At 75.8% G+C, this 21,797-nt stretch carries 18 protein-coding genes and 1 pseudogene; 14 read left to right on the plus strand and 5 right to left on the minus strand.

Translation table 11 applies throughout. The features are described from left to right. Nucleotides 1-78 precede the first annotated feature (78 nt). On the plus strand, nt 79-639 hold the full coding sequence (locus tag BGK67_RS27750) for a HEAT repeat domain-containing protein (RefSeq protein WP_069922635.1): 561 nt from the start codon (nt 79-81) through the stop codon (nt 637-639). A gap of 123 nt (nt 640-762) precedes the next feature. On the opposite strand, the gene BGK67_RS27755 is transcribed toward BGK67_RS27750, so the two are convergent. Both BGK67_RS27755 and BGK67_RS27760 read right to left on the minus strand, forming a co-directional pair. Beyond that, nucleotides 763-2,343, minus strand: coding sequence for an alpha/beta hydrolase (locus BGK67_RS27755; RefSeq protein ID WP_107488870.1), 1,581 nt, complete (start codon nt 2,341-2,343; stop codon nt 763-765). A 122-nt stretch (nt 2,344-2,465) separates the two neighbouring features. Next, nucleotides 2,466-3,488, minus strand: a complete 1,023-nt coding sequence (locus BGK67_RS27760; protein ID WP_069922636.1) for an Rv2578c family radical SAM protein — start codon at nt 3,486-3,488, stop codon at nt 2,466-2,468. Between the two features lie 168 nt (nt 3,489-3,656). On the opposite strand from BGK67_RS27760, the gene BGK67_RS27765 reads away from it, so the two are divergent. From BGK67_RS27765 to BGK67_RS27785, 5 genes are all read left to right on the plus strand, one after another. After that, complete coding sequence (locus tag BGK67_RS27765; protein ID WP_069922637.1) at nt 3,657-4,100, plus strand: SRPBCC family protein; 444 nt, start codon at nt 3,657-3,659, stop codon at nt 4,098-4,100. Nucleotides 4,101-4,243: 143 nt separating this feature from the next. Beyond that, nucleotides 4,244-5,077 carry a M55 family metallopeptidase gene (locus tag BGK67_RS27770; protein WP_069922638.1) on the plus strand — a complete coding sequence of 278 codons (834 nt, stop codon included), beginning with the start codon at nt 4,244-4,246 and terminating at the stop codon, nt 5,075-5,077. Between the two features lie 49 nt (nt 5,078-5,126). Continuing rightward, nucleotides 5,127-6,452 carry a M20/M25/M40 family metallo-hydrolase gene (locus tag BGK67_RS27775; protein WP_069924152.1) on the plus strand — a complete coding sequence of 442 codons (1,326 nt, stop codon included), beginning with the start codon at nt 5,127-5,129 and terminating at the stop codon, nt 6,450-6,452. Nucleotides 6,453-6,465: 13 nt separating this feature from the next. Next, the gene (locus BGK67_RS27780; RefSeq protein ID WP_069922639.1) at nt 6,466-8,469 is read left to right on the plus strand and encodes a S9 family peptidase; all 2,004 of its coding nucleotides are present in this window, start codon (nt 6,466-6,468) and stop codon (nt 8,467-8,469) included. A 353-nt stretch (nt 8,470-8,822) separates the two neighbouring features. Then, entirely contained in the window at nt 8,823-10,334 is a 1,512-nt protein-coding gene (locus tag BGK67_RS27785) for an eCIS core domain-containing protein (protein WP_069922640.1), read from the plus strand. 103 nt (nt 10,335-10,437) lie between these two features. Here the strand turns inward: BGK67_RS27785 and BGK67_RS27790 are convergent, their stop codons facing one another. After that, nucleotides 10,438-11,160 (minus strand): hypothetical protein, encoded by a 723-nt coding sequence (locus BGK67_RS27790; protein WP_208948759.1) that lies wholly within the window; start codon nt 11,158-11,160, stop codon nt 10,438-10,440. A 33-nt stretch (nt 11,161-11,193) separates the two neighbouring features. Between BGK67_RS27790 and BGK67_RS27795 the strand changes: the two genes are divergently transcribed. From BGK67_RS27795 to BGK67_RS27825, 6 genes and pseudogenes are all read left to right on the plus strand, one after another. Next, on the plus strand, nt 11,194-11,751 hold the full coding sequence (locus BGK67_RS27795) for a GNAT family N-acetyltransferase (RefSeq protein ID WP_069922641.1): 558 nt from the start codon (nt 11,194-11,196) through the stop codon (nt 11,749-11,751). Nucleotides 11,752-11,776: 25 nt separating this feature from the next. Continuing rightward, a complete protein-coding gene (locus BGK67_RS27800; RefSeq protein ID WP_069922642.1) occupies nt 11,777-12,676 on the plus strand; it encodes an arginase family protein in 900 nt (299 codons plus the stop codon). 95 nt (nt 12,677-12,771) lie between these two features. Then, nucleotides 12,772-13,304: pseudogene (locus BGK67_RS27805) on the plus strand (hypothetical protein); the annotation flags it as partial. A gap of 617 nt (nt 13,305-13,921) precedes the next feature. Continuing rightward, entirely contained in the window at nt 13,922-14,494 is a 573-nt protein-coding gene (locus tag BGK67_RS27815) for a TIGR03086 family metal-binding protein (protein WP_069922645.1), read from the plus strand. Nucleotides 14,495-14,605: 111 nt separating this feature from the next. Then, the gene (locus tag BGK67_RS27820) at nt 14,606-15,823 is read left to right on the plus strand and encodes an aminotransferase class I/II-fold pyridoxal phosphate-dependent enzyme (protein ID WP_069924154.1); all 1,218 of its coding nucleotides are present in this window, start codon (nt 14,606-14,608) and stop codon (nt 15,821-15,823) included. Nucleotides 15,824-16,194: 371 nt separating this feature from the next. Next, nucleotides 16,195-17,262, plus strand: coding sequence for an MBL fold metallo-hydrolase (locus BGK67_RS27825; RefSeq protein ID WP_069924155.1), 1,068 nt, complete (start codon nt 16,195-16,197; stop codon nt 17,260-17,262). Here the strand turns inward: BGK67_RS27825 and BGK67_RS27830 are convergent. Both BGK67_RS27830 and BGK67_RS27835 read right to left on the minus strand, forming a co-directional pair. Then, nucleotides 17,259-17,906, minus strand: a complete 648-nt coding sequence (locus BGK67_RS27830) for a DedA family protein (RefSeq protein WP_244291323.1) — start codon at nt 17,904-17,906, stop codon at nt 17,259-17,261. The genes BGK67_RS27825 and BGK67_RS27830 overlap by 4 nt on opposite strands. Then, on the minus strand, nt 17,903-18,679 hold the full coding sequence (locus BGK67_RS27835; RefSeq protein WP_069922646.1) for an MBL fold metallo-hydrolase: 777 nt from the start codon (nt 18,677-18,679) through the stop codon (nt 17,903-17,905). Before BGK67_RS27835 ends, BGK67_RS27830 begins: the two co-directional genes overlap by 4 nt. A gap of 137 nt (nt 18,680-18,816) precedes the next feature. Here BGK67_RS27835 and BGK67_RS27840 point away from each other — a divergent pair, with 137 nt between their 5' ends. Then, nucleotides 18,817-19,221 (plus strand): hypothetical protein, encoded by a 405-nt coding sequence (locus BGK67_RS27840; protein ID WP_069922647.1) that lies wholly within the window; start codon nt 18,817-18,819, stop codon nt 19,219-19,221. 156 nt (nt 19,222-19,377) lie between these two features. Next, nucleotides 19,378-21,777, plus strand: coding sequence for a phage holin family protein (locus tag BGK67_RS27845; protein WP_244291324.1), 2,400 nt, complete (start codon nt 19,378-19,380; stop codon nt 21,775-21,777). The last annotated feature ends 20 nt before the right edge of the window (nt 21,778-21,797 follow it).

A 21,797-nucleotide genomic window follows, 5' to 3' on the forward strand; every position in this document is an offset into this window, starting at 1 on the left:
TGTACCGATCATCGATCATCGATCATCAATCGCCGCGAACAGGCCCTGGCCGCGGTCCCGCCCGCCTAGGGTGGCCGGGTGAACGACGTCCTGGAACGCTTGCGGGCGGAAGCCACCGGTTCCCCGGACCACCCGCGCTACGAGGCGCTGCTCGCCGCCGGCCCGGACGAGCTGGCGGCCGCCCTGACCACGCCCGGGCTGCCCCTGTGGGCTCGCGAACTCGCCGCGTACCGGCTGGGGCTGGCGGGGGACCGCCGCGCCTTCGAGTCCCTGGTGCTGCTGCTCAACCACCGCGACCCGCCGCGCTGCGCGGCCGCCGGCGAGGCGCTGGCCGCACTGGGCGACCCGCGCACCGCCCGCGCCGCGGCGGCCCTCGCCACCAACGGCCTGCGCACGGCCTACGCCCTGCAGCCCGTCCGGCTGCTCACCGCCCTGCGCGCCCCCGAGTCGGCCCCGGCCCTGATGACGACCCTGTCCCGGCTGCTCTCCCCGCACGACCCGTACTGGCGGGTGGCGCTGGCTTGCGTGGAGGGCCTCGGCGCCCTCGGCGACCCCCGGGCCCGCGAGCTGCTGACCCGCGCCCAGGCCCACCCCCGCCTCGCGGTGGCGGCCACGGCGGCACTGCGGTCGCTCGGCTGACCGGCCGGCGCCGACTGAGCCGACAGGATCGGCGGCGCTGCCCGGCGGCGGGGGCGGCCTTCGACGGCGTCGTCGAGCCGACGTGCTGAGCCGACGCCGTCATCCCCGCCGGCCGGCCGGGCGTCAGCCCCGGAAGCCGAGCAGGCCGTGCAGGGCCGCGCCGCCCGCAGAGGGCGGGACCGCGCGGGTCGCCGTGGTCGGCTTCGGGGCGGCCTGGGCGGGGCAGGTGGCGTCCGCCGCCCGGCCCGTCGTCAGGTAGGCCGCGACCTTCTCGTCCAGGCACTTGTTGCCGCTCAGCGAGATCCCGTGGTTCCCGCCGCCCTCCTCGACGACCAGGGCCGCGCCCTTCAGCTTGTCCCGCATGCTGAGCGCCCCGTGGAACGGGGTCGCCGCGTCCTCCGTCGCCTGGAGCAGCAAGGCGGGCGGCAGGTCCGCGTTGGCCACGTCCGGGGCCCGCAGCGGCTCCGTCGGCCAGAACGCGCACGGGGCGTTGTACCAGGCGTTGTTCCAGGTCATGAACGGCGCCCCGGCGTGCGTGCGCCACATGTCGGCGCGCCACTGGTTCCAGTCCTTCGGCCAGGCCGAGTCCCGGCACTGCACGGCGGTGTAGACGCTGTAGCCGTTGCCCGCGGAGGGATCCACCGCACCGAACCGCTCGTACGCCGCCACCAGCGGCTTCGGGTCCTTCTTCACGGAGTACGCCGCGAAGGCCTCGGCGAGGCTCGGCCAGTAGCCGTTGAAGTAGGCGCCCGGCATGTAGGTGTCCTCCAGCTCGGAGGGGCCCACCTTCCCGCCGGCGGCCGTCCGGCGCAGGTCCTCGCGCATGGCGTACCAGCGCTCCTCGATGTCGGCCGCGTCGGTGCCGAGCCCGTAGGCGGCGTCGTGCTTCGCCACCCAGGCGAGGAAGGCCTTGTGGCGGGCGTCGAAGGCCCGGTCCTGCGCGAGGTTGTCCTCGTACCAGACCCCGCTCGGGTCGACCACGGAATCCAGTACGAGCCGGTGCACCCGCCGCGGGTGCAGCTTGGCGTACACCGCGCCCAGGTAGGTTCCGTAGGAGTAGCCGAAGTAGCTGATCCGCTCCGCGCCGAGGGCGGTGCGCAGCACCTCGATGTCGCGGGCGGCGGAGACCGTGCCGATGTGCGGGAGCACGTCCGCGTGCCGGGTCCGGCAGGACTCGGCGAAGGACCGCACCCGATCCAGGTTGGCCCGCTCGGTCGCCGCGTCGCGCGGTACGGAGTCGGGCCGGACCGGGCTGAAGTGGCCCGCCCCGCAGTCCAGGGCCGGCTCGCTCCTGCCGACACCCCGCGGGTCGAAGCCGATCACGTCGTACCGGGCGGCCACCTCCTTCGGCAGGGCGGAGGCGACGAAGCCCGCCAGGGCGCGCCCGCTGCCGCCCGGGCCGCCGGGGTTGACCAGCAGCGGGCCGGCGGAGGCGGCGGCGGTGTGCGGGACCCGGGTCAGGGCGAGGGAGATCTGGCGGCCGGCGGGCCGGGCGTGGTCGAGGGGGACCTTGAGGGAGGCGCACTGGAGCGTCGGGTAGCGGGGGGGCGCGCAGTCGGTCCAGCGCAGCGCGGCCTGCTTCGGCGCGGCGACGGCCGGAGCCGCCGAAGTGGCCGGGACCGGGCTCGCGAGGACGGAGGCGACGGCGGCCACGGTGGAGATCGACAGCAGGACAGCGGCGCGCTTCTTCAAGGGGTGCAGCATGGGGCCTCCCAGCCGAGGGTTCTGGGCGGAATCGTCCCGGAAACCGCGCCCGGAAAGCGGGATTGGGATGCCTATTGGCCCGATGTGATGACCTTTCACGGGTGAGGGGACTCGGCGGGGTCTCAGAGGAGGGTGAGCTGGGCGGGCCCGGCGGGCACCGGCCGCTCGGGGGCGGCGGTCCGGCGGGCCGCCCCGCGCCCGTTCGGGCCGATGCCGAATTCCGCCGCCAGCTCGTGGACTTGGCGGGTGATCTGCCGCTGGTACCAGGTGGGCGCGTAGGAGCCGCCCGCGTACATCCGTCCGTACCGCTCCACCAGGTGCGGGTGGTGCTCGCCGAGCCACGCGGTGAACCACTCGCGCGCCCCGGGCCGCAGATGGAGTACCAGGGGTGTCACCGAGGTCGCCCCGGACGCGGCGATGGCGCGGACGGTCTCCCGCAGCTGCTCCGGCGCGTCGCCGAGGAAGGGGATGACGGGGGCCATCAACACGCCGCACTCGATCCCCGCGTCGGTCAGCGACCGTACGGCGTTCAGCCGGGCGGCGGGAGAGGGTGTGCCGGGCTCGACGGTCCGCCACAGGGCGGCGTCCGTGAAGCCGACGGAGACGGAGATCCCGACCTCGGTGACCTCGGCGGCCTCCCGCAGCAGGGGCAGGTCGCGCAGGATCAGCGTGCCCTTGGTGAGGATCGAGAAGGGGTTCGCGCTGTCGCGCAGCGCCTCGATGATCCCGGGCATCAGCCGGTAGCGGCCCTCGGCGCGCTGGTAGCAGTCGACGTTCGTGCCCATGGCGATGTGCGCGCCGGTCCAGCGGCGCGCGCCGAGCTCGCGGCGCAGCAGCTCGGGGGCGTTGGTCTTGACGACGATCTGCGAGTCGAAGCCGAGGCCGGTGTCGAGGTCCAGATAGCCGTGGGTCTTGCGGGCGAAGCAGTACACACAGGCGTGGCTGCACCCGCGGTAGGGGTTGACCGTCCATTCGAACGGCATGCGAGAGGCCCCCGGTACCCGGTTGACGATCGAGCGGGCCCGGACCTCGTGGAAGGTCATCCCGCGGAACTCGGGGGTGTCGATGGTGCGCGTCACGACCGCGTCGGCCCCGAAGAGCGCGGCGGGGCCGCCCGGGCCCCCGGTCAGATTCTCCCAGCGCATGGCGCCTCCCTCGGTGTCTCCGCCGAGAATAGAACAAACGTTCCCATGATCGTGCGGGAGGCGCCCGCCGGCGGGCGGCGGGCCCTTCCCGGCAGCGGATTTGGGCGACCGCCCCGGAGGTGGTTGGCTTCGGCGTGACGAGCGATCACAACTGCTGGAGGAACAGCTATGGCGCAGGTCGAGGCCACCACGGAGCGGATCATCGCGGCCGACGCGGAGACCGTGTTCGACGCGCTGGCGGACTACACCGGGACCCGCGGGAAGCTGCTGCCCGAGCACTTCAGCGAGTACGAGGTGCGCGAGGGCGGCGACGGCGAGGGGACCCTGGTGCGCTGGAAGCTCCAGGCCACCAGCAAGCGCGTGCGCGACTGCCTGCTGGAGGTCAGCGAGCCCAACGACGGCCAGCTGGTCGAGAAGGACCGCAACTCCTCCATGGTGACCACCTGGGTGGTCACCCCGGCCGGCGAGGGCAAGTCCAAGGCCGTGGTCACCACCGTGTGGAACGGCGCCGGCGGCATCGGCGGCTTCTTCGAGCGCACCTTCGCCCCCAAGGGCCTCGGCCGTATCTACGACACCGTGCTGGCCAACCTGGCCGCCGAAGTCGAGGCCTGATCCCGGGCGCGCCGCGCCGCCCCGCGGCTCACCGGATCGGGTGGATTTCCCGGCCCCGGTGAGCCGCCGGACCCCGGGCGTGGCCCCCGGCCCGGACCGGGCCCGGGGGCTAGGCTGGGTCTCCGCAACCGACCGGGGGCCCGATGAAGATCCTCATCTCCGCCGACATGGAGGGCGCCACCGGCGTCACCTGGCCCGAGGACGTGCTGCCCGGAGCCTCCCAGTGGGAGCGCTGCCGGGGCCTGTTCACCTCGGACGTGAACGCGGCCGTGCTCGGCTTCTACGACGGCGGCGCCGACCAGGTCCTCGTCAACGAGGCCCACTGGACCATGCGCAACCTGCTCCTGGAGAAGCTGGACGCCCGCGCCGAGATGCTCACCGGCCGGCACAAGTCGCTCTCCATGGTCGAGGGAGTCCAGCACGGGGACGTCGACGGGGTCGCCTTCGTCGGCTATCACACGGGGGCCGGCGCCGAAGGCGTCCTGGCCCACACCTACCTCGCCAACTCCATCACCGGCGTCTGGCTCAACGGGACCCGGGCCAGCGAGGGTCTGCTCAACGCGCACGTCGTCGCCGAGTACGGGGTGCCGGTCGTCCTGGTCACCGGCGACGACCTGACCTGCGCCGACGCCGCCGGATACGCCCCGGACGCGGTGACCGTCGCCGTGAAGGACCACGTGTCGCGCTACGCCGCCGTGTGCCGGACCCCCGCCCGCACCGCCGCCGACATCCGCGCGGCGGCCAAGGAGGCCACCGCCCTGGCGGTCCGGCGCGAACCCGTGCGCGGCGGCCCCTACACCGTGGAAGTGGAGTTCGACGCCGAACACCTGGCCCTGGCGGCCACGGTGGTCCCGGGCGCCGAACGGAGCGGTGAGCGCAAGGTCGCGTACAGCAGCGAGACCATGTACGAGGGGATCCGCACCTTCAAGGCGGTCACGACGGTCGTCTCCGCGGCCGTGGAGGAGCAGTATGGCTGACATGCCCGTAGTCACCGCCGAGGTAGCCGCCCAGGCGCAGGACCGTGCCATGGCCGGCGCCGTGGACCGGACCGCCCTCGACGAGGCGGTCGAGTTCACCTCCGGCCTCATCAGGATCGACACCGCCAACCGCGGCGGCGGGGACTGCCGCGAGCGCCCCGCCGCCGAGTACGCCGCCGAGCGGCTCGCCGCCGCCGGACTGGAGCCGGCCTTGCTGGAGCGCAGCCCGGGCCGCACCAACGTGGTGGCCCGGATCGCCGGTTCGGACCCGGCCGCCGAGGCGCTGCTCGTCCACGGCCACCTCGACGTGGTGCCGGCCGAGCCCGCCGAGTGGAGCGTGGACCCCTTTTCGGGGGAGGTCCGCGACGGCGTGGTCTGGGGGCGCGGGGCCGTCGACATGAAGAACATGGACGCGATGGTGCTGGCCGTCGTACGGGCCTGGGCGCGGGCCGGCGTACGGCCGCGCCGGGACATCGTGATCGCCTTCACCGCCGACGAGGAGGACAGCGCGGTCGACGGCTCCGGCTTCCTCGCCGACCACCACCCGCACCTCTTCGAGGGCTGCACCGAGGGCATCGGCGAATCCGGCGCCTTCACCGTGCACCCCGGCGACGGCCGGGCCCTCTACCCGATCGCCGCCGGTGAACGCGGCACCGCTTGGCTGAAGCTGACCGCGCACGGCACCGCCGGACACGGCTCCAAGCCCAACCAGGCCAACGCCGTGACCCGGCTCGCCGCCGCCGTCGCCCGGATCGGCGCGTACGAGTGGCCCGTCCGCCTCACCGACACCGTGGTCGCCTGCATCACCGAACTGGCCGCCCTGCAGGGCCTGTCGGTGGATCCGCGGGTCCCCGGCTTCGATCTCGACGGGGTCCTCGGCAGCCTCGGCCCGGCCGCCGCCCTCGTCGACGCGACCGTGCGCAACAGCGCCAACCCGACCATGCTCAGCGCCGGTTACAAGCTGAACGTGATCCCCGGCCAGGCCACCGCCTATGTCGACGGCCGGATGCTGCCGGGCGGCGAGGCCGAGTTCATCGCCACCCTGGACGCGCTCACCGGCCCCGACGTGCGCTGGGAGTTCCACCACCGCGAGGTCGCGCTCGAAGCCCCCGTGAACGGGCGGACCTACGGGATCCTGCGCGAGTCCGTCGAGCGGTTCGACCCGGAGGGGCACGTGGTGCCGTTCTGCATGGCGGGCGGCACCGACGCCAAGCAGTTCTCCCGCCTCGGCATCACCGGCTACGGCTTCTCCCCCCTGAAGCTGCCGCCCGGCTTCGACTACTGGTCCCTGTTCCACGGCGTGGACGAGCGGGTGCCCGTCGAGGCCCTGCACTTCGGCGTCCGCGTCCTCGACCACGCGCTGCGGACGCTGTGAGGGGGGCCCGGTGATGACGGCGGCGACCCTGCCCTACGGCAGCTGGCCCTCACCCATCACCGCCGAACTCGCCGCCTCCCACGACGGGCGCCCCGAGTACGTGGGCACCGTCGGCACCGAGGTGTGGTGGACCGAGCCCCGGCCGCGGGAGGGCGGCCGCCGGGCCCTGGTGCGCCGCCCCGCCGGCGCCGGCGCCGCAGGCGGGGACGTCACCGCCCTGCCCGCACCCTGGGACGTGCGCAGCCGGGTCACCGAGTACGGCGGCCTGCCCTGGGCCGGAGCCGAACGCGCCGAAGGCGGCCCGCTGCTGGTCTTCGTCCACTTCGCCGACCAGCGGCTCTACGCCTACGAGCCGGACGCCCCCGGCGACGCCGCGCGGCCGCGGCCCCTGACCCCCGTCTCCGCCGTCGGCGGCGGACTGCGCTGGGCCGACCCGGTGCTGCGCGGCCGCGAAGTCTGGTGCGTGCTGGAGGAGTTCACCGGACCCGCGCCGACGGACGTGCGCCGGGTGACGGCCGCCGTGCCGCTGGACGGGTCGGCGGCCGAGGACCGGGCCGCCGTACGCGAACTGACCGACGACCGGCACCGGTTCACCACGGGGCCCCGGCTCTCCCCGGACGGGCGGCACGCGGCCTGGCTGGTGTGGGACCACCCGCGGATGCCCTGGGACGGCACCGAACTGCGCGTGGCCGAGGTCACGGAGGACGGCCGGCTGGAGCGGGCCCGTACGGTGCTGGGCGGCCCTGAGGAGGCCGTCGCCCAGGCCGACTGGACGGCCGGCGGAACCCTCCTCGCGGTGAGTGACCGCAGCGGATGGTGGAACCCGTACCGAGTGGACCCGGAGACGGGCGACGCGGTCAACCTGTGCCCCAGGGAAGAGGAGTTCGGCGGCCCGCTGTGGAAGCCGGGGCTGCGCTGGCTCGCCCCGCTGCCCGAGGGGCTGCTCGCCGTCCTGCACGGGCAGGGCTCCTCGGTGCTCGGCATCCTCGACCCGGAGAGCGGGGACCTCGTGGACGCCGCCGGACCGTGGACGGCCTGGCAGCCGACCCTCGCCGTCAGCGGCACCCGCGTGTACGGGGTCGCCGCGAGCCCGCGCAGCGCGTACGAGGTCGTGGAACTGGACACCGCCACCGGGCACGCCCGGGTGGTCGGCGCGCAGGGGGTGGACCCGGTGGACCCGGCCCACTACCCCGAGCCGCAGAGCCGGACCTTCCTCGGCCCCGACAACCGGGAGATCCACGCGCACGTCTACCCGCCGCACCACCCGGCCTGCCGGGCCGCCGCCGACGAACTGCCCCCGTACGTGGTGTGGGCGCACGGCGGCCCCACCGACCACGTACCGCCCGTACTCGACCTGCACATCGCCTACTTCACCTCCCGCGGCATCGGCGTGGCGGAGGTGAACTACGGGGGCTCCACCGGCTACGGCCGCGCCTACCGGGAGCGGCTGCGCGAGCAGTGGGGCGTCGTGGACGTGGAGGACTGCGCGGCGGTGGCGCGGGCGCTGGCCGCCGAGGGCACCGTCGACCCGGCCCGGCTCGCCATCCGCGGCGCGAGCGCGGGAGGCTGGACCGCGGCGGCCTCACTGGCGGCCACCGATCTGTACGCCTGCGCGGCGGTCGTCTACCCGGTCCTGGACCTGCTGGGCTTCGCCGAGGAGACCCACGACCTGGAGTCCCGCTACATCGAGGGCCTGGCCGGACCGCCGCAGACCCTCGCCGTCCGCTCCCGCGAGCGCTCGCCGGTGGCCCGCGCCGACCGCATCACGGCCCCGTTCCTCCTGCTCCAGGGGCTGGAGGACCCGGTCTGCCCGCCCGCCCAGGCGGAGCGCCTCCTAGCCGCCCTGCGGGGGCGTCCGGTACCGCACGCGTACCTGGCCTTCGCGGGCGAGGGGCACGGCTTCCGCCGGGCGGACACCATGGTGCGGGCCCTGGAGGCCGAACTGTCCCTGTATGCCCAGGTGTTCGGGATCGAGCGCACCGACGTGCCGCGGCTGGAACTGAGGCTTGAACTCTAGTGCTGTGACCGGGAAGGTTCACCGGGTCGCGGCCCCCGGCACGGCACCTCGCCGCGTTGTCGGGCCACGCGAGTACGTCCGGTACGAGCCGTGGCCCTCCGCCTTGCGATGCACCGCACCGGACGCCGCGACCCGGCAAGCCCTCCCGGCCACAGCACTAGGGGTGCACGTGCCGGTGCGTGCCGAGCGGGCCGCGCACGCTGCCCGTCGTTGCGGCCGGTTGTCGGCCTCTCGTCGGCCGGGTAGCTGATAATACTTCAGACCCCCTGGTCACGACGGGTGACCACCCCTCGGGGGTGTGGCCGGGCAGCCGCGTGAGAGCGGCTGCCCCGACGAAGTGAAAAGGCGATCGCGTGAGCCCCAAGCACCCCCGCCCGGCGCGGAAGACCGACGAACAGTTAGCGCAGTCCTCCCGGCAGGCCGCGACCGCGCAGCACGCGGCGTCGCCCGTCGGACTGATGGCGCTGCAGGCCGGTGCCGGCAACGCCGCGGTCGTGCAGATGCTCCGCCGGGCCGGTCACGCCCAGGACCGGGAACAGCACCGGCACACCGACGGATGCGGACACGAGCAGGCCGGGCAGACCCAGCGGACGGAGCAGCCCGCTGTGCAGCGGTCCGCGGTCCACCAGGTCCTGCGCGCCCCCGGCCGCCCCATGGACGCCGCGACCCGCACCGACATGGAATCCCGGCTCGGCGCGGACTTCTCCGACGTCCGCATCCACGACGGCAGCGCCGCCAAGGCCTCCGCCGCGGAAGTCGGCGCCCGCGCCTACACGTCCGGCAGCCACGTCGTCATCGGCGACGGCGGCAACGACAAGCACACCCTCGCCCACGAGCTCACCCACGTCATCCAGCAGCGCCAAGGCCCCGTCGCGGGCGCCGACAACGGGACGGGACTGAAGGTCTCCGATCCGTCGGACCGGTTCGAGCGCGAAGCGGAAGCCAACGCCCGCCGGGTGATGGCGGCCGGCTCCCGGGCCGCCGCCGCGAACGTGCAGCGCCAGGCGCCGCCTTCACCCGCCTCCGGCGCCCGCCCGTCCGTGCAGCGCGTCGAGAACCCCCAGGACCGGATGACGGTCGAGTACTGGCAGGACAAGGCCGGACTCGGCGGAGCCAGCAGCGGCGCCGCGAAGGACAGGGCCGCGCAGATCGCCGCGTCCAAGGCGAGCGCGAAGAAGTTCAAGGCCAGCAAGCCCGCGCGCACGATCGACGAGATCGTCAAGACCGTCGGCCCCAACCTCCTGGCCGAGCTGAAGAAGAAGGGGGAGGCCGCCGGGCGCATGGAGCTGTACAGGTCCATGAGTTTCGAGGAGGCCCACAGCGCCCTGACCTACTGGGGCGACGAGAGCGCACGCAACGCCCTGCAGGAGTACGTGTCCACCGGCGAGGGCTCGGCGAAGGAGTTCAGGGAGCGCGGGTTCACGGGCCTGACGATCGGGTCCCATCTCGGCGACCAGGGCCAGGCCGACGGGTACTACGACACCCTGGGTGCTTCCTACGCGGTCCAGCTGAGGTTCGTCCTGAAGCCGGGCGCCCACGAACTCCTCTTCGACCAGGAGCACATGGCCCTCGGGCCGGGCTACAAGAACGACCTGATCCGCAAGGCGAACAAGAGCGGCGGGGACTACAAGAACGCGAGCGCGAACGAGGGAGCCCTGGGCGGGTACATCGGCGTGAAGGCCGAGGACAAGGAACCGTACAGCCTGGGCATCGCGCAGGGGAACAACGGCAAGAACGGCAGGGAGCTCGGTGCGAGCCAGCTGCTCTTCCAACTGTTCGTCGAGAAGGTCGAGCTCGTGAAGAACAGGTCGGGCAAGGACCTGCCCGCCGCCGCGCCGCAGCCGGCGGAAGCGCTGGCCGTGTGACGCGGGCTGCCGCGGACGCCCCGGAGCGGTCCGGGGCGTCCGCGGGAGCGGCTCGGGCCGGGCCGGGCGCCGGGCAGGGCTCGGGCCCGGCGCCGGGTACGGCTCAGGCCGTGTGCAGCCAGACGCGGAGCGGGCCGACCGGGGTGAACCCGGCGCGTACGGCGGCCGCGAGGTCGTCGCCCGACTCGTAGCCGACGACCGGCAGGTCCGGCCAGCGGGCGGCGATCGCCGTGAGCGCGCCCGCCCAGGCGGCGTCGGTGTCGGCCTCGTCGTGGGCGAACAGGTTGGACAGGCCCACCACCGCGCCGCTGCCCCGGTGCGCGACGGCCCCGGCCACGATCCGGCCCCCGGCGCGGCCCGCCAGGAAGACGGCGTCCCGGCCCGGCAGGGCGGGGTGGAACAGGCCCGTGCTCCCCTCGCCGTCCCAGGCGGCCTCCCACCGCGCCAGTTCGGCGGAGCCGCTGACCGCGGACCACTCCAGGCGGGAACCGGCGGCCGGGGCGGGCGCCGCGGCCGGGCGGTGGATCCACCGGGCCTCGAACAGCACCTCGAAGCCGTCCCCGGCCAGGTCCAGGTCGGCGAAGCTGTCCTTGACCGAGCAGCCGGGGTTCCCGGTGTCGATCGCGGCCACCAGCGCCGGCGCCGAGGCGCCCGGGGCGAGGGTCACGGCATCGGGGTACAGCGGCGGGGTCCGGCGCGCGCTGGTCCACGCGTCCGGACCGAACGCGCCGGCCGGCCCGTGGCCGCGCGCGACCGCGTCGCACCACTCGGCATTGTCGCGTGCCGCCGCGCGCAGGAGTTCGTCCAGGTCAGGGGTGATGATCACGCCGGTGATCCTGTCACCTCCTAACCTGGGCGGATGACATTTTCCACGTACCTGCGGGAGGGCGCCCGCGTGGGCCTGCGGCCCTACCGGCTCGCCGACGGACCGGAGTTCACCGCCCGCGCGCACGAGAGCCGGGAGCTCCACCGGCCCTGGCTGTTCCCGCCCGCGACCATCGAGGAGTACGAGCCGTACGCGGCCCGGCTGACCGAGGGCGACGGCCGGGCCGGGTTCCTCGTCTGCGAACTCGGGACCGGGGCCCTCGCGGGCTTCGTCAACGTCAACAACATCGTGCGGGGCGCCTTCCAGTGCGGCGCCCTCGGCTACGGGGCCTTCGCGCACGCCGCCGGGCGGGGCCTGTTCCACGAGGCGCTGCGCCTGGTCCTCGGGCACGCCTTCGCCCCGGCCTGCGCGGGCGGACTCGGCCTGCACCGCCTGGAGGCCAACATCCAGCCCGGCAACACCGCCTCGATCGCGCTCGTCCGCGGCGCCGGCTTCCGGCTTGAGGGACTCTCGCCTGACTTCCTTCACGTCGACGGGGCCTGGCGCGACCACGAGCGCTGGGCCGTCACCGCCGAAATGCCGCTCCCGTAGCGGCGGCGTCGGCCAGGATGGGGCCATGCGATCCCTCGTGCTCCTCGACGCCCCGTCCAACCTGGGCCTGCGCCCGCCCGCGCCCGGCACCGTGCCCGGCGTCTACAAGCTCGCCGGAGCCCTGCGGGACCAGGGCCTGCTGGCCCGGCTCGGCGCACGTGAGGGCGGGGTGGTGGTCCCGCCGCGCTACGACCGCGGGGACTGGAAGGAGGGCGACGGCGTGTTCCACGCCGACGCCCTCGCCGCGTACACGGTCACCCTCGCCGACCGGATCGAACGACACCTGAGGGCCGGGGAGTTCCCCGTCGTCCTCGGCGGCGACTGCTCGATCCAGCTCGGCGCCTCGCTGGCCATGCGCCGGCTCGGCCGGTACGGGCTGGCCGCCATCGACGGCTCCGCCGACTTCCGCCACCCCGGCAACGAGGACGTGAACGGGCCGGTCGGCGCCGCCGGCGGGGAGGAGCTCGCCCTCGCGACGGGCCGCGGGCAGGCCGCCCTCGCCGACCTGGAGGGCCGCTCGCCGTACCTGCGGGACGAGGACGTACGGCTCTTCGGGGTCCGCGACGGCGACGCCGACCTCGCCGAGCTGCGCGCGGCCGGGATCCGTGTGGCCACCGTCGGGGAGATCCGCGAGCGCGGCGCCGGACCGGCGGCCCGGACGGCGCTGGACGGACTGCGTCCGCCGGCCGCGGCCGGGTTCTGGGTGCACCTGGACGCCGATGTACTGGACCCGAGCGTCATGCCGGCCGTGGACAGCCCGGACCCCGGCGGGCTCCTTCCGGACGAACTCGCGGAACTTCTGGGCGTGTTGGTGAACTCGCCGCGCTGCGTCGGCGTCAACGTCACGATCTACGACCCGGATCTGGACCCGGACGGCCGGGCGGGCGCCCTGCTCGCCGACCTCGTCGCGGGCGCGTTCCGCTAGGCCCTGTCGGCCCCCTTGGGTCTTTGCCCAATCCTGACCGGCGGGGATCCGCGCAACCCCTGTGCAGCGGCCCCCGCCGCGTGTTCCCTTCCCATATGGCCACCACCGTCCGACTCGCCCTACTGAGCCTTCCCGCAGCCCCGTTGGGGCCCGAGAACCCGCTGCCCGCCCTGCGCGCGCCGGGCGGGGTCCACGAACTGGACGAGCGGTCGCGCGAGGGCCTGCCGCGCGACATGGCGCGGAAGATCGGGTACGAGCCGCTGCGCTCGCTGCTGCCGGTCCGGCTCCGGGACGGCTACGGACGCGAGCGCACGGAGCGGGAGTTCGAGTCGGTCGTCATCGAGAACGAGCACCTGCGGGTCACCGTGCTCCCCGGGCTCGGCGGGCGCGCGCGGCTGCGCGGGCGCAAGCTGTTCGTCTGGGGCTCGGGCGGCGGCGGCCGGCGCCGGCAGGAGTGGCTGACGGAGCCGGGCACGGGCCGATACGCGGAGATCCAGGCCGGGGGGCCCGCACCGAGCTGGAGCACGTACGGCTCGAGGCCGGGGCGGAGTTCAGCTGGCTGGAGGCGTACGGACCGCTGGCCACCCCGGCCCGGGCCGTGCACGGCACCGACTGGGCGGCGGCCCGCGGCGCGGCGCAGGACGCGCTGGACGCCTTCGCGGCGGGTGTTCGAGGACGGCTTCGAGGTGCCGGACCTGCGGGAGGGCGAGGAGACCCTCGGCGAGGTCTGGTCGACGCTCACCGGCCAACCCCTCCCGCCCCGCTACGACTTCCGCGTGCGGCCGCCGGACTGACGGCCGCCGGGCCCCGCGGCCGTCCGAGGCGGTGCACGGTGTGCAGCTTCTGCGGACGTGCCGGTGCGTGCCGTCGAGGGAGGCGCCGCCCAGGCCGGCCATGTGCCCGTGGTCGGTGTCGGCCGACCCGAGCGCGGCGGCAGGGGTGTGCCCGCGAGCGCGGACGGCGCGGCGCCGAGGGCGGCGGACGGCGCGGCGGCTCGGGGCGGGACCGCGGCGGTCAGGGAGCCGAGTGCGACGGACGCGGCCGCGGAAGCGAGGACGGCCAGGACGCTGCGCCGGGAGGCGGGTGACATTCCGCCGTGATCCGACGGGCCCGGAGCCGGCCGACGGCGCCTCCGGAGCGGGCGGCGCCACCCCCTGCCGCGCCGCGCGGCCCGGCTGGCAGGGGCCTGTGTGGGCGAGGAGAGTGGGGCCCAGGGGGAACGGTCGTACCAGGACGGTGAGAGCCATGCCGGAATCGCTGCTGGAGCGGCACGCACAGGCACTTCGGCTCTTCGGCGAGCGCCTGCGCGCCGTCGGGGACGGCCAGTGGGACGCGCCGACCCCGTGCACGGAGTGGAGCGTGCGGGACCTGGTCAACCACGTGACGGGGGAGCAGCTGTGGATCCCGCCGCTGGTCTCGGAGGGCCGCACGGCCGGGGAGATGGGCGACGCGTTCTCCGGTGACGTGCTCGGCGCGGACCCGGTGGCCGCCTGGGACCGGGCCTCCGCCGCCGCGCAGGCCGCCTTCGCGGCCCCCGGTGCGCTCGACCGGACCGTCAGGCTCTCCTACGGGCCCGCGCTCGGCTCGGCGTACTGCTCCGAGCTGACCGCCGACTGCGTCGTGCACATCTGGGACCTGTCCCGGGCGATCGGCGCGGACGACCGGCTGCCGGACGGCCTCGTCGAGTTCTCCCTCAAGGAGGTCATGCCGTACGCCGGCGGGCTCGCGGCGAGCGGGATGTACGCCGCTCCGCTCGAGGTTCCGGCCGGGGCGGACGCGCAGACGAGGCTGCTGAGGCTGCTGGGGAGGCGCGGCTGAGCCCCCTCGGCCCGGAGGGCGAGAGCGGGCGTAACGGCCCAATTAATCGTATAAAGGCAGGGCTGGAGGAGCTGAGCGGGACGAGCGCGGAAGGCGGCGACGGTGGAGGGGATGCAGCGCACCACGGCGGAGGGCCGCGGCCCGGTCCGGTACGGCCCGCCCGCGCCCGAGCCCGGCCTGCCCGTGCTGCCCGGACTCGTCGGCGTGCTGGCCGCGTCCGCCGGGCGCTCGGCCCCCGAACCCCCCGGCGGCGGGGGGCCCGTCCGGGAGGCCGCCTGCCGCCACTGGGGGCGCCGCGGGCTGATCACCGCGCCGGAGGACGTGGCCGCCGGGCCCGGAGCCCCGGCGCTGCTGCTCGCGCTGCTCGGCGCGTACGGGGGCGACGTGATGCTGCCGCGGCCCTGTCCCGCCTGGTGGACCCCGCAGGTCCGGCTGCTGGGACGGCGGGCCTACCACGTGCCGACGCCGGCCGAATGCGGCGGCATCCCGGACCCGTACGCCCTGCTGGAGACCGTACGGAGGGTGCGCGCCGAAGGCGGCGACCCGCGCGTGCTGCTCCTGTCGGTGGCCGACGACCCGACCGCGACCGTGCCGCCGCCCGAGATGCTGCGCGAGGCCTGCGAGGCCGCCGAATCCGCCGGGCTCTTCGTCGTCAGCGACGAGAGCTGGCGCGACACCGTGCACCGGCCGCACGACACCCTGGTCCTCAGCCCCGCCGAGATGCTCCCCGACCGGGCGGCCGTCCTCGTCGACCTGTCCGGGGCGCTGCTGCCCGCCGGCTGGCCCGCCGCCGTGGCCCGCTTCCCCGACACCCCGCGCGGGACCTGGCTGCGCGCCCGCACCCTCGACGTCCTGACCGCCACCGGCGCGCTGGTCGCGGGCCCGGTCGCCGGGGCCGCCGCGTACGCCCTCGACGAACCCGACGCCGTCGCGGGGCGGGTCTGCGCGGCCGCCGCCCTGCACGGTGCGGTAGCCGCCGCCGCGCACCGGGAGCTCCTCGCCGTCGGGGCGCTGGCCCGGCCCCCGGAGGCCGGCCGGCACCTCTACGCGGACCTGTCCCCGCTGCGGGAGGGCCTGGCCCGGCAGGGGGTCGGCGACGCCATGGAACTGGAGGACTGGTTCGGCGCCCGGCTGGGCGCGCCCACCCCGGGCGGGCAGCGGTTCGCGGACGAACCGGTGGCCCTGCGGGTACGGCTGTCGACCGGGCCGCTGCTGGGCGCCACCCCGGAGGAACGGCTGGCCGCCCTCACCGCCCGCGACCCGCTCGCCCTGCCGCACGTACGGCGCTCCCTGGACCTCCTCGGATCGGTACTGGCCGGACTGACCTGATGCCCGCCCCGGTGAACGGAGCCCGCCCGATGCCCCCCCCCCCGCCCACCCCACCGCCTGCCCCCGGCTTCACCCCCGCCGCCCCATCCACCGACCCCGGCGACTTCGCCGCGGCCGCGCCCGAGGCCGCTGCCGCGCCCACGCCCATTGCCGCTCCCGCCCTTGGCGCGGGGCCCGGCAGCTTCGCTGCTGCTGCTGCTGCCGCCGCTGCCGCGCCTGGCCCCGCCGCGCCCGTGCCCGCGACCGCGCCCGTGCCCGCGACCGCGCCCGCGCCCGAGGCCGCGCCCGCGCCCGAGGCCGCGCCCGCGCCCGAGGCCGCGCCCGCGCCCGAGGCCGCGCCCGCGCCCGAGGCCGCGCCCGCGGCCGCCGACGTGCAGCCGGGGTCTGCCCCCGCCTCTGCCGATGCCCCGGGGCGGGCCGCTCCCGTTGCCCCGCCGGCCGAGGCGCCGGCGCCTCGGCCGATCGGGGAGCACCGGCGGTGGCCCCGTTCCTTCGCGGACCGGCTCACCACCCCGCTCCCCGGTGTCCGCGGCTTCGCGCGGCTCGCGCGGGAGGGCGGGTTCCGGCCCGGGCCGGACGGGCTGCGCGGGATCCCCGACCTGCCGTACGCGCCGGCCCCCCTGCCCCCGGCGGGCCCCGGCACGGTCTGTGCCACCTGGGCCGGGCACGCCAGCTGGGTGCTGCGGACCGGCGGGCTGACCGTACTGACCGACCCCGTCTGGTCCCGGCGGATCCTCGGCACCCCGTCCCGGATGACGCCCGTCGGAGTCCGCTGGGAGGACCTGCCGCCGGTGGACGCGGTGGTCATCAGCCACAACCACTACGACCACCTCGACGCCCCCACCCTCAAGCGGCTGCCGCGGCACACCGCCCTCTTCGTCCCGGCCGGTCTGGCCCGCTGGTTCCGCCGCCGCGGCTTCACCCGGGTCACCGAGCTCGACTGGTGGGAGTCGGCCGAACTGGACGGCGTCCGCTTCGAGTTCGTACCGGCCCACCACTGGTCCAAGCGCTCGCTGCTCGACACCTGCCGGTCCCTGTGGGGCGGCTGGATCCTCACCGACACCCGCAGCCCCGCCCCGCGCACGCTCTACTTCGCCGGCGACACCGGCTACGGCCACTGGTTCGCTGAGATCGGCCGCCGCCACCCCGGCATCGACCTCGCCCTGCTGCCCATCGGCGCCTACGCCCCGCGCTGGTGGCTCGGCGACGTCCACGCCGACCCCGAGGAGGCCGTACAGGCCTTCCTCGACCTCGGCGCCCGGCGGATGGCCCCCATGCACTGGGCCGCCTTCGTGCTCTCCGCCGAACCGGTGATGGAACCCCTGCACCGCGTCCGGGCCGCCTGGGCCCGCGCGTCCCTGCCCCGCGAGGACCTGTGGGACCTCCCCATCGGCGCCTCCCGCACCCTCGGCCGACAAGACCCGAAGGAGACGGTCTAACCCCGGCCCGGGCCGGCCCCGCCCGGGCCGATCCGCCGCCACACCGCCGGACCCGCGCTGATCAGCAAGGCCAGGCCCACCGCCAGGGCCACGCCCTTCCACGGCTCCGAGAAGAGCGAGCCGCCCAGGATGCCGATCAGGCCGTACGCCGCCGCCCACGCCAGACAGGCCGGACCGTCACCGCGGGCGAAGCGGTGCAGCGGCAGCTCCGCCAGCAGGCAGGCCAGCATCACCGGGATGCGGCCCGCCGGAACCAGCCGGGAGACCACCAGGACCAGCACCCCGTGCTCGTCCAGCTTCGCCTGAGCCTGCTCCAGCCGCTCGGGCGTGGCCCGGCCGCGCAGCGCCTCCAGCCAGCGGGAGCCGCCCCGCGAACGCACCCCGCGCCGCCCGAGCCAGTACAGCGCGAGGTCCCCGGTGAACGCGGCCAGCGCCGACACCGCGAACACCAGCAACACCGCGAACGGCAGTGACTCCTGATGGAACGCCACCACCGCGGCCGTACTCACCAGCGCCCCCGTCGGGATCACCGGCACCAGCGCGCCGAGCGCCACCAGCACGAACAACGCCGGGTAGCCCACCGCCTGCTGGGCGGTCTCCGGCGGCACCTGCCCGGCCGCCGCCGTGATCGTGTGCCAGGTCACGGAAGCCGTACCCGCTCGCCGTGCGCGGGCACCCGTACCGTCACCTTGGGCGCGACCCGCGCCGCCCGGTACGCGAACTGCTCGCCCGGCGCGTGGAACTCGTGCGGGCGCACCGCGTCCATCCCGATCGGCCAGTACGTCCCGTAGTGCACCGGGACCGCCGCCGCCGGCGCCAGCTCGGCCAGCGCCGTCGCCGCCCGCTCCGCGTCCAGGTGCCCCGGACCCAGGTACGGACCCCAGCCGCCCACCGGCAGCAGGGCCACGTCCACCGGTCCGACCTCCTCGGCCATCGTCGCGAACAACCCGGTGTCCCCGGCGAAGTAGGTCCGGGACGCGCCCTCGACCACGTACCCGAGGGCCGGCGCGCGCCGCGGCCCGAACGGCAGCCGCCGGCCGTCGTGCAGGGCGCTGACCACCCGTACCCGTACGCCGTTCCCCACGGGCAGCTCCTCGCCCGGCGCCACCTCCGTCACCGCCAGTCCGCGCAGCCCGGCCGTCCGGGCCAGCCCCGGCACGGCCCGGCGCGCACCGCGCGGCACCAGCAGCCGGGTACCGGGCGCCAGCAGCCCCAGCGAGGGCAGGTGCAGGTGGTCGGCGTGCAGGTGCGAGACCAGCACCACGTCCGCCCGCGCCGCCTCGGGCGGGGGCACCGCCCCGCGCCGCCGCCGCAGATGAGCCAGCCGCCGGGCGAACAGCGGATCCGTCAGCAGCCGCACCCCGGAGTCCTCGACCGTGCACGTGGCATGACCCCACCAGGTGATCTCCACCGGCACCGGCCTCCCTCCCTCACAGCGCCGCACGGGCTCCGCACAGCTCCCACGACCCTAGAGGCTGCCCCGCGCGTCCGCCCGGAACCCGAAGGCGGCCGCCCCCTCCTCCACGGCCGTGGATCGGAGTAGGGTCGGGCGGCATGGAAGAGCTGCGCGTGGCCGCGATCGCCAGCCTGGCCCCCCTCGAGGAACTCGACGCCGACCCCTTCGCCGTGGACACCCGCAGCCAGCACGCCGCGTGCTCGCGGTGGGCCGCCGACCGCGGGTACGTCGTCACGCGGGAACTGCTCGTCTACGGGCTGCGCGCCGACCACTGCGGGCTCTGGTCCGACGTCGACGCCGGGCAGGTCCACCTCTTCGTCGCCGCCAACCACCGGGTGCTGGCCCGCGCGCTGGGCTCCGTCGAGGAGTTCGGCGCCGAGTGCGAGCGGCGCGGGGTGCGCCTGGAGACGGCCGGGCACCAGGAGCCCGCGTACACCCCGGCGATGAAGGCCGAGGTGCACCGCCGGCTGTCCATGCCGACGGCGGGCTACGACGGCACCTAGGACCTGTCGCGTCCTGCCGGGCCCGCGCCGCCCGGCACCGGACCTCGCGGCCGGGGCGGGCCCGGTCTGCACATCCGTGCGCCGTCCGTGTCGCCCGGCCGGGTGAGCCTGGCTGTGCGAGCCTGGAGGCGGGACGGGCTCGCGGGAGGTTGCGGCGTGTGGCGAGGACGGTGGCGGACCGCCGGCGGTGCTCTGGTGCGGGTGGTCCTCGTCTGGGCGGTGTCCACCCTGACGATGCTCGCGCTGGCGGGCATCCTGCCGGACTTCCGGCTCCGGTCCGGGGACGGTGACACCCTCACCCAGATCGGGCTGACGGCGGTTTGGGGCGCCGGCGCCTTCGGCCTGCTGAGCGCGCTGGTCTGGCCCGTGCTCGTACGGGCCCTGCTGCTGGTGCCCGCCCTGGTGCTCGGCTTGCTCGTCTTCTTCCTCAACGGCTCCCTGCTGCTGATGGCTCTCAGCCTGATCCCCGCGGGGCGCGGCGAGGTGGCCCCCGACACGGCCGTGGTGGTGGCCGCCGTGATGTCGGCCGTGGCCTCCGCGACCTCGACGGCGCTCGCCGTGCGCGACGACGAGGCCTACCGGCGGCGCCTCTACCGCCTCGCCGACCGGCGCCGACGCCGGCAGCGCAGGGCGGGGGCGCCCGGGGCCGGCGAGTCCGCGCCCGGGCTGGTCTTCCTCCAGCTCGACGGGGTCGGGTACGAGACGCTGCGCCGGGCCTCGGCCGACGGCCTGATGCCGACCGTCGCCGGCCGGCTGGACGGCGGCCACCGCCTCGCGTCCTGGCGCACCGACTGGTCGAGCCAGACCGGCGCCAGCCAGCTCGGCATCCTGCACGGCTCCACGTTCGACGTGCCCGCGTTCCGCTGGTACGAGAAGGACACCGGCGAGGTGGTCGTCTGCAACCGGCCCACCAGCGCGGCCGAACTCCAGCGGCGCGCCGTCGCACGGACCGCGGACGGCGGCCTGCTCACCCTCGACGGGGCCAGCCGCGGCAACCTGTTCAGCGGGGGCGCGGACCAACTGGCGCTGGTGCTCTCGGTGTCCGCACGCCGGGGCCGGGCGAACCGGTCCCGGGCCGGCTACTTCGCGTACTTCTCCGATCCGGCCAACGCCGTCCGCACCGCCCTGTCCTTCGTCGCCGAAGTGGCCCGGGAGATCGGTCAGTCGGTGCGCGCGCGGATCCGCGGGGACCGGCTGCGCGTGGCGCGCGGCGGGCTGTACCCGCTGATCCGGGCCTTCGCGACCGTGGTCGAACGGGACGTGGTCGTGTCCGCCGTGATCGGCGACATGCTGGCCGGGCGCGCCGCGGTCTACGCCGACCTGGTCGCCTACGACGAGGTCGCGCACCACTCCGGCCCGCACGGCCGGGACGCCGAGCAGGTGCTGGCGCGCCTCGACCGCAGCCTCGCGCTGATCGCCCGGGTCGCCGAGCACGCGCCGCGCGCCTACCGGATCGTGCTGCTGTCCGACCACGGGCAGAGCCCGGGGGAGACCTTCCTCGGGCGGTACGGGCTCACCCTCAAGGACCTGGTCCGGGCGGGCTGCGGACTGCCCGTCTCGCGCCGGGCCGGCCGCACCCGCAGCGGAGCCGAGGCGCGGGCGGCCGTCCTGGCGGCGCTCCACCGGCCGGTGGAGGAGGGCGAGGAGGCCCATCCGCGGCGGGGGTCCGACCCGGTGGTGCTCGCCTCCGGCAACCTCGGGCTGATCTCCTTCCCCGACGTCCCCGGCCGGGCCTCCCGCGCGCGGATCGAGCGCACGCACCCGGCCCTGCTGGCGACGCTGGCGAACCACCCCGGCGTGGGCTTCGTGCTGGTGGACGGGGTGGTGCTGGGGCCGGGCGGGGCGGTGGCGCGCCTCGACGTGCCCGGGGAGGCGGAGGAGCTGCTGGCGGCGTTCGGCCCCGGGGCGGCCGCGGCCGTGCGCCGGACCGACACCTTCCCGCACGTGGCCGACGTGATGGTGAACTCGTCCTACGACCCGCGGACGGGCGAGGTGCACGCCTTCGAGGAGCAGATCGGCTCGCACGGGGGCCTGGGCGGGGAGCAGGGGCACGCGTTCCTGATGTGGCCCGCGGAGCTGTCGGACCCGGGCGGCGAGCTGGTGGGCGCCGAGGCGGTGCACGGCGTGCTGCGGCGCTGGCTGCGGGAGGCGGACGGCCCGCAGGTCCCGGTCAACCGCCGAACGGACACCCGCACCGACGCCCACGGCACCGGCCTGGACACCGAGCCCCGGCCCGTGCCGGACGCCGAGGCCCGGCCCGTCCCGGACGCCGAGGCCCGGCCCGCGGTGGAAGCCGACCCCCGGCCCATGGCGAAGGCAGGGCCCGGCCCCTTGCCGGACACCGACCCCCGGCCCGCCGCGGACACCGAGCCCCGCCCCGCCGCGGACACCGACCCCCGGCCCGTGCCGGACACCGAGCCCCGCCCCGCCGCGCAGGCCGGGACCCGGGTCGCCGTGGAGGCGGATCCGGGGGTGGAGGAGAATCCCCGGCCGTGGCGCGCCCCCGGCGGAACGTTTCCTTCCGCAGGGCGCCCCGTGCCGGACGAAACCCGGTGATTTGGTACCGCCTGGACCGT

Origin of the sequence: Streptomyces subrutilus (assembly GCF_001746425.1) — a bacterium.
Classification (GTDB): domain Bacteria; phylum Actinomycetota; class Actinomycetes; order Streptomycetales; family Streptomycetaceae; genus Streptomyces; species Streptomyces subrutilus_A.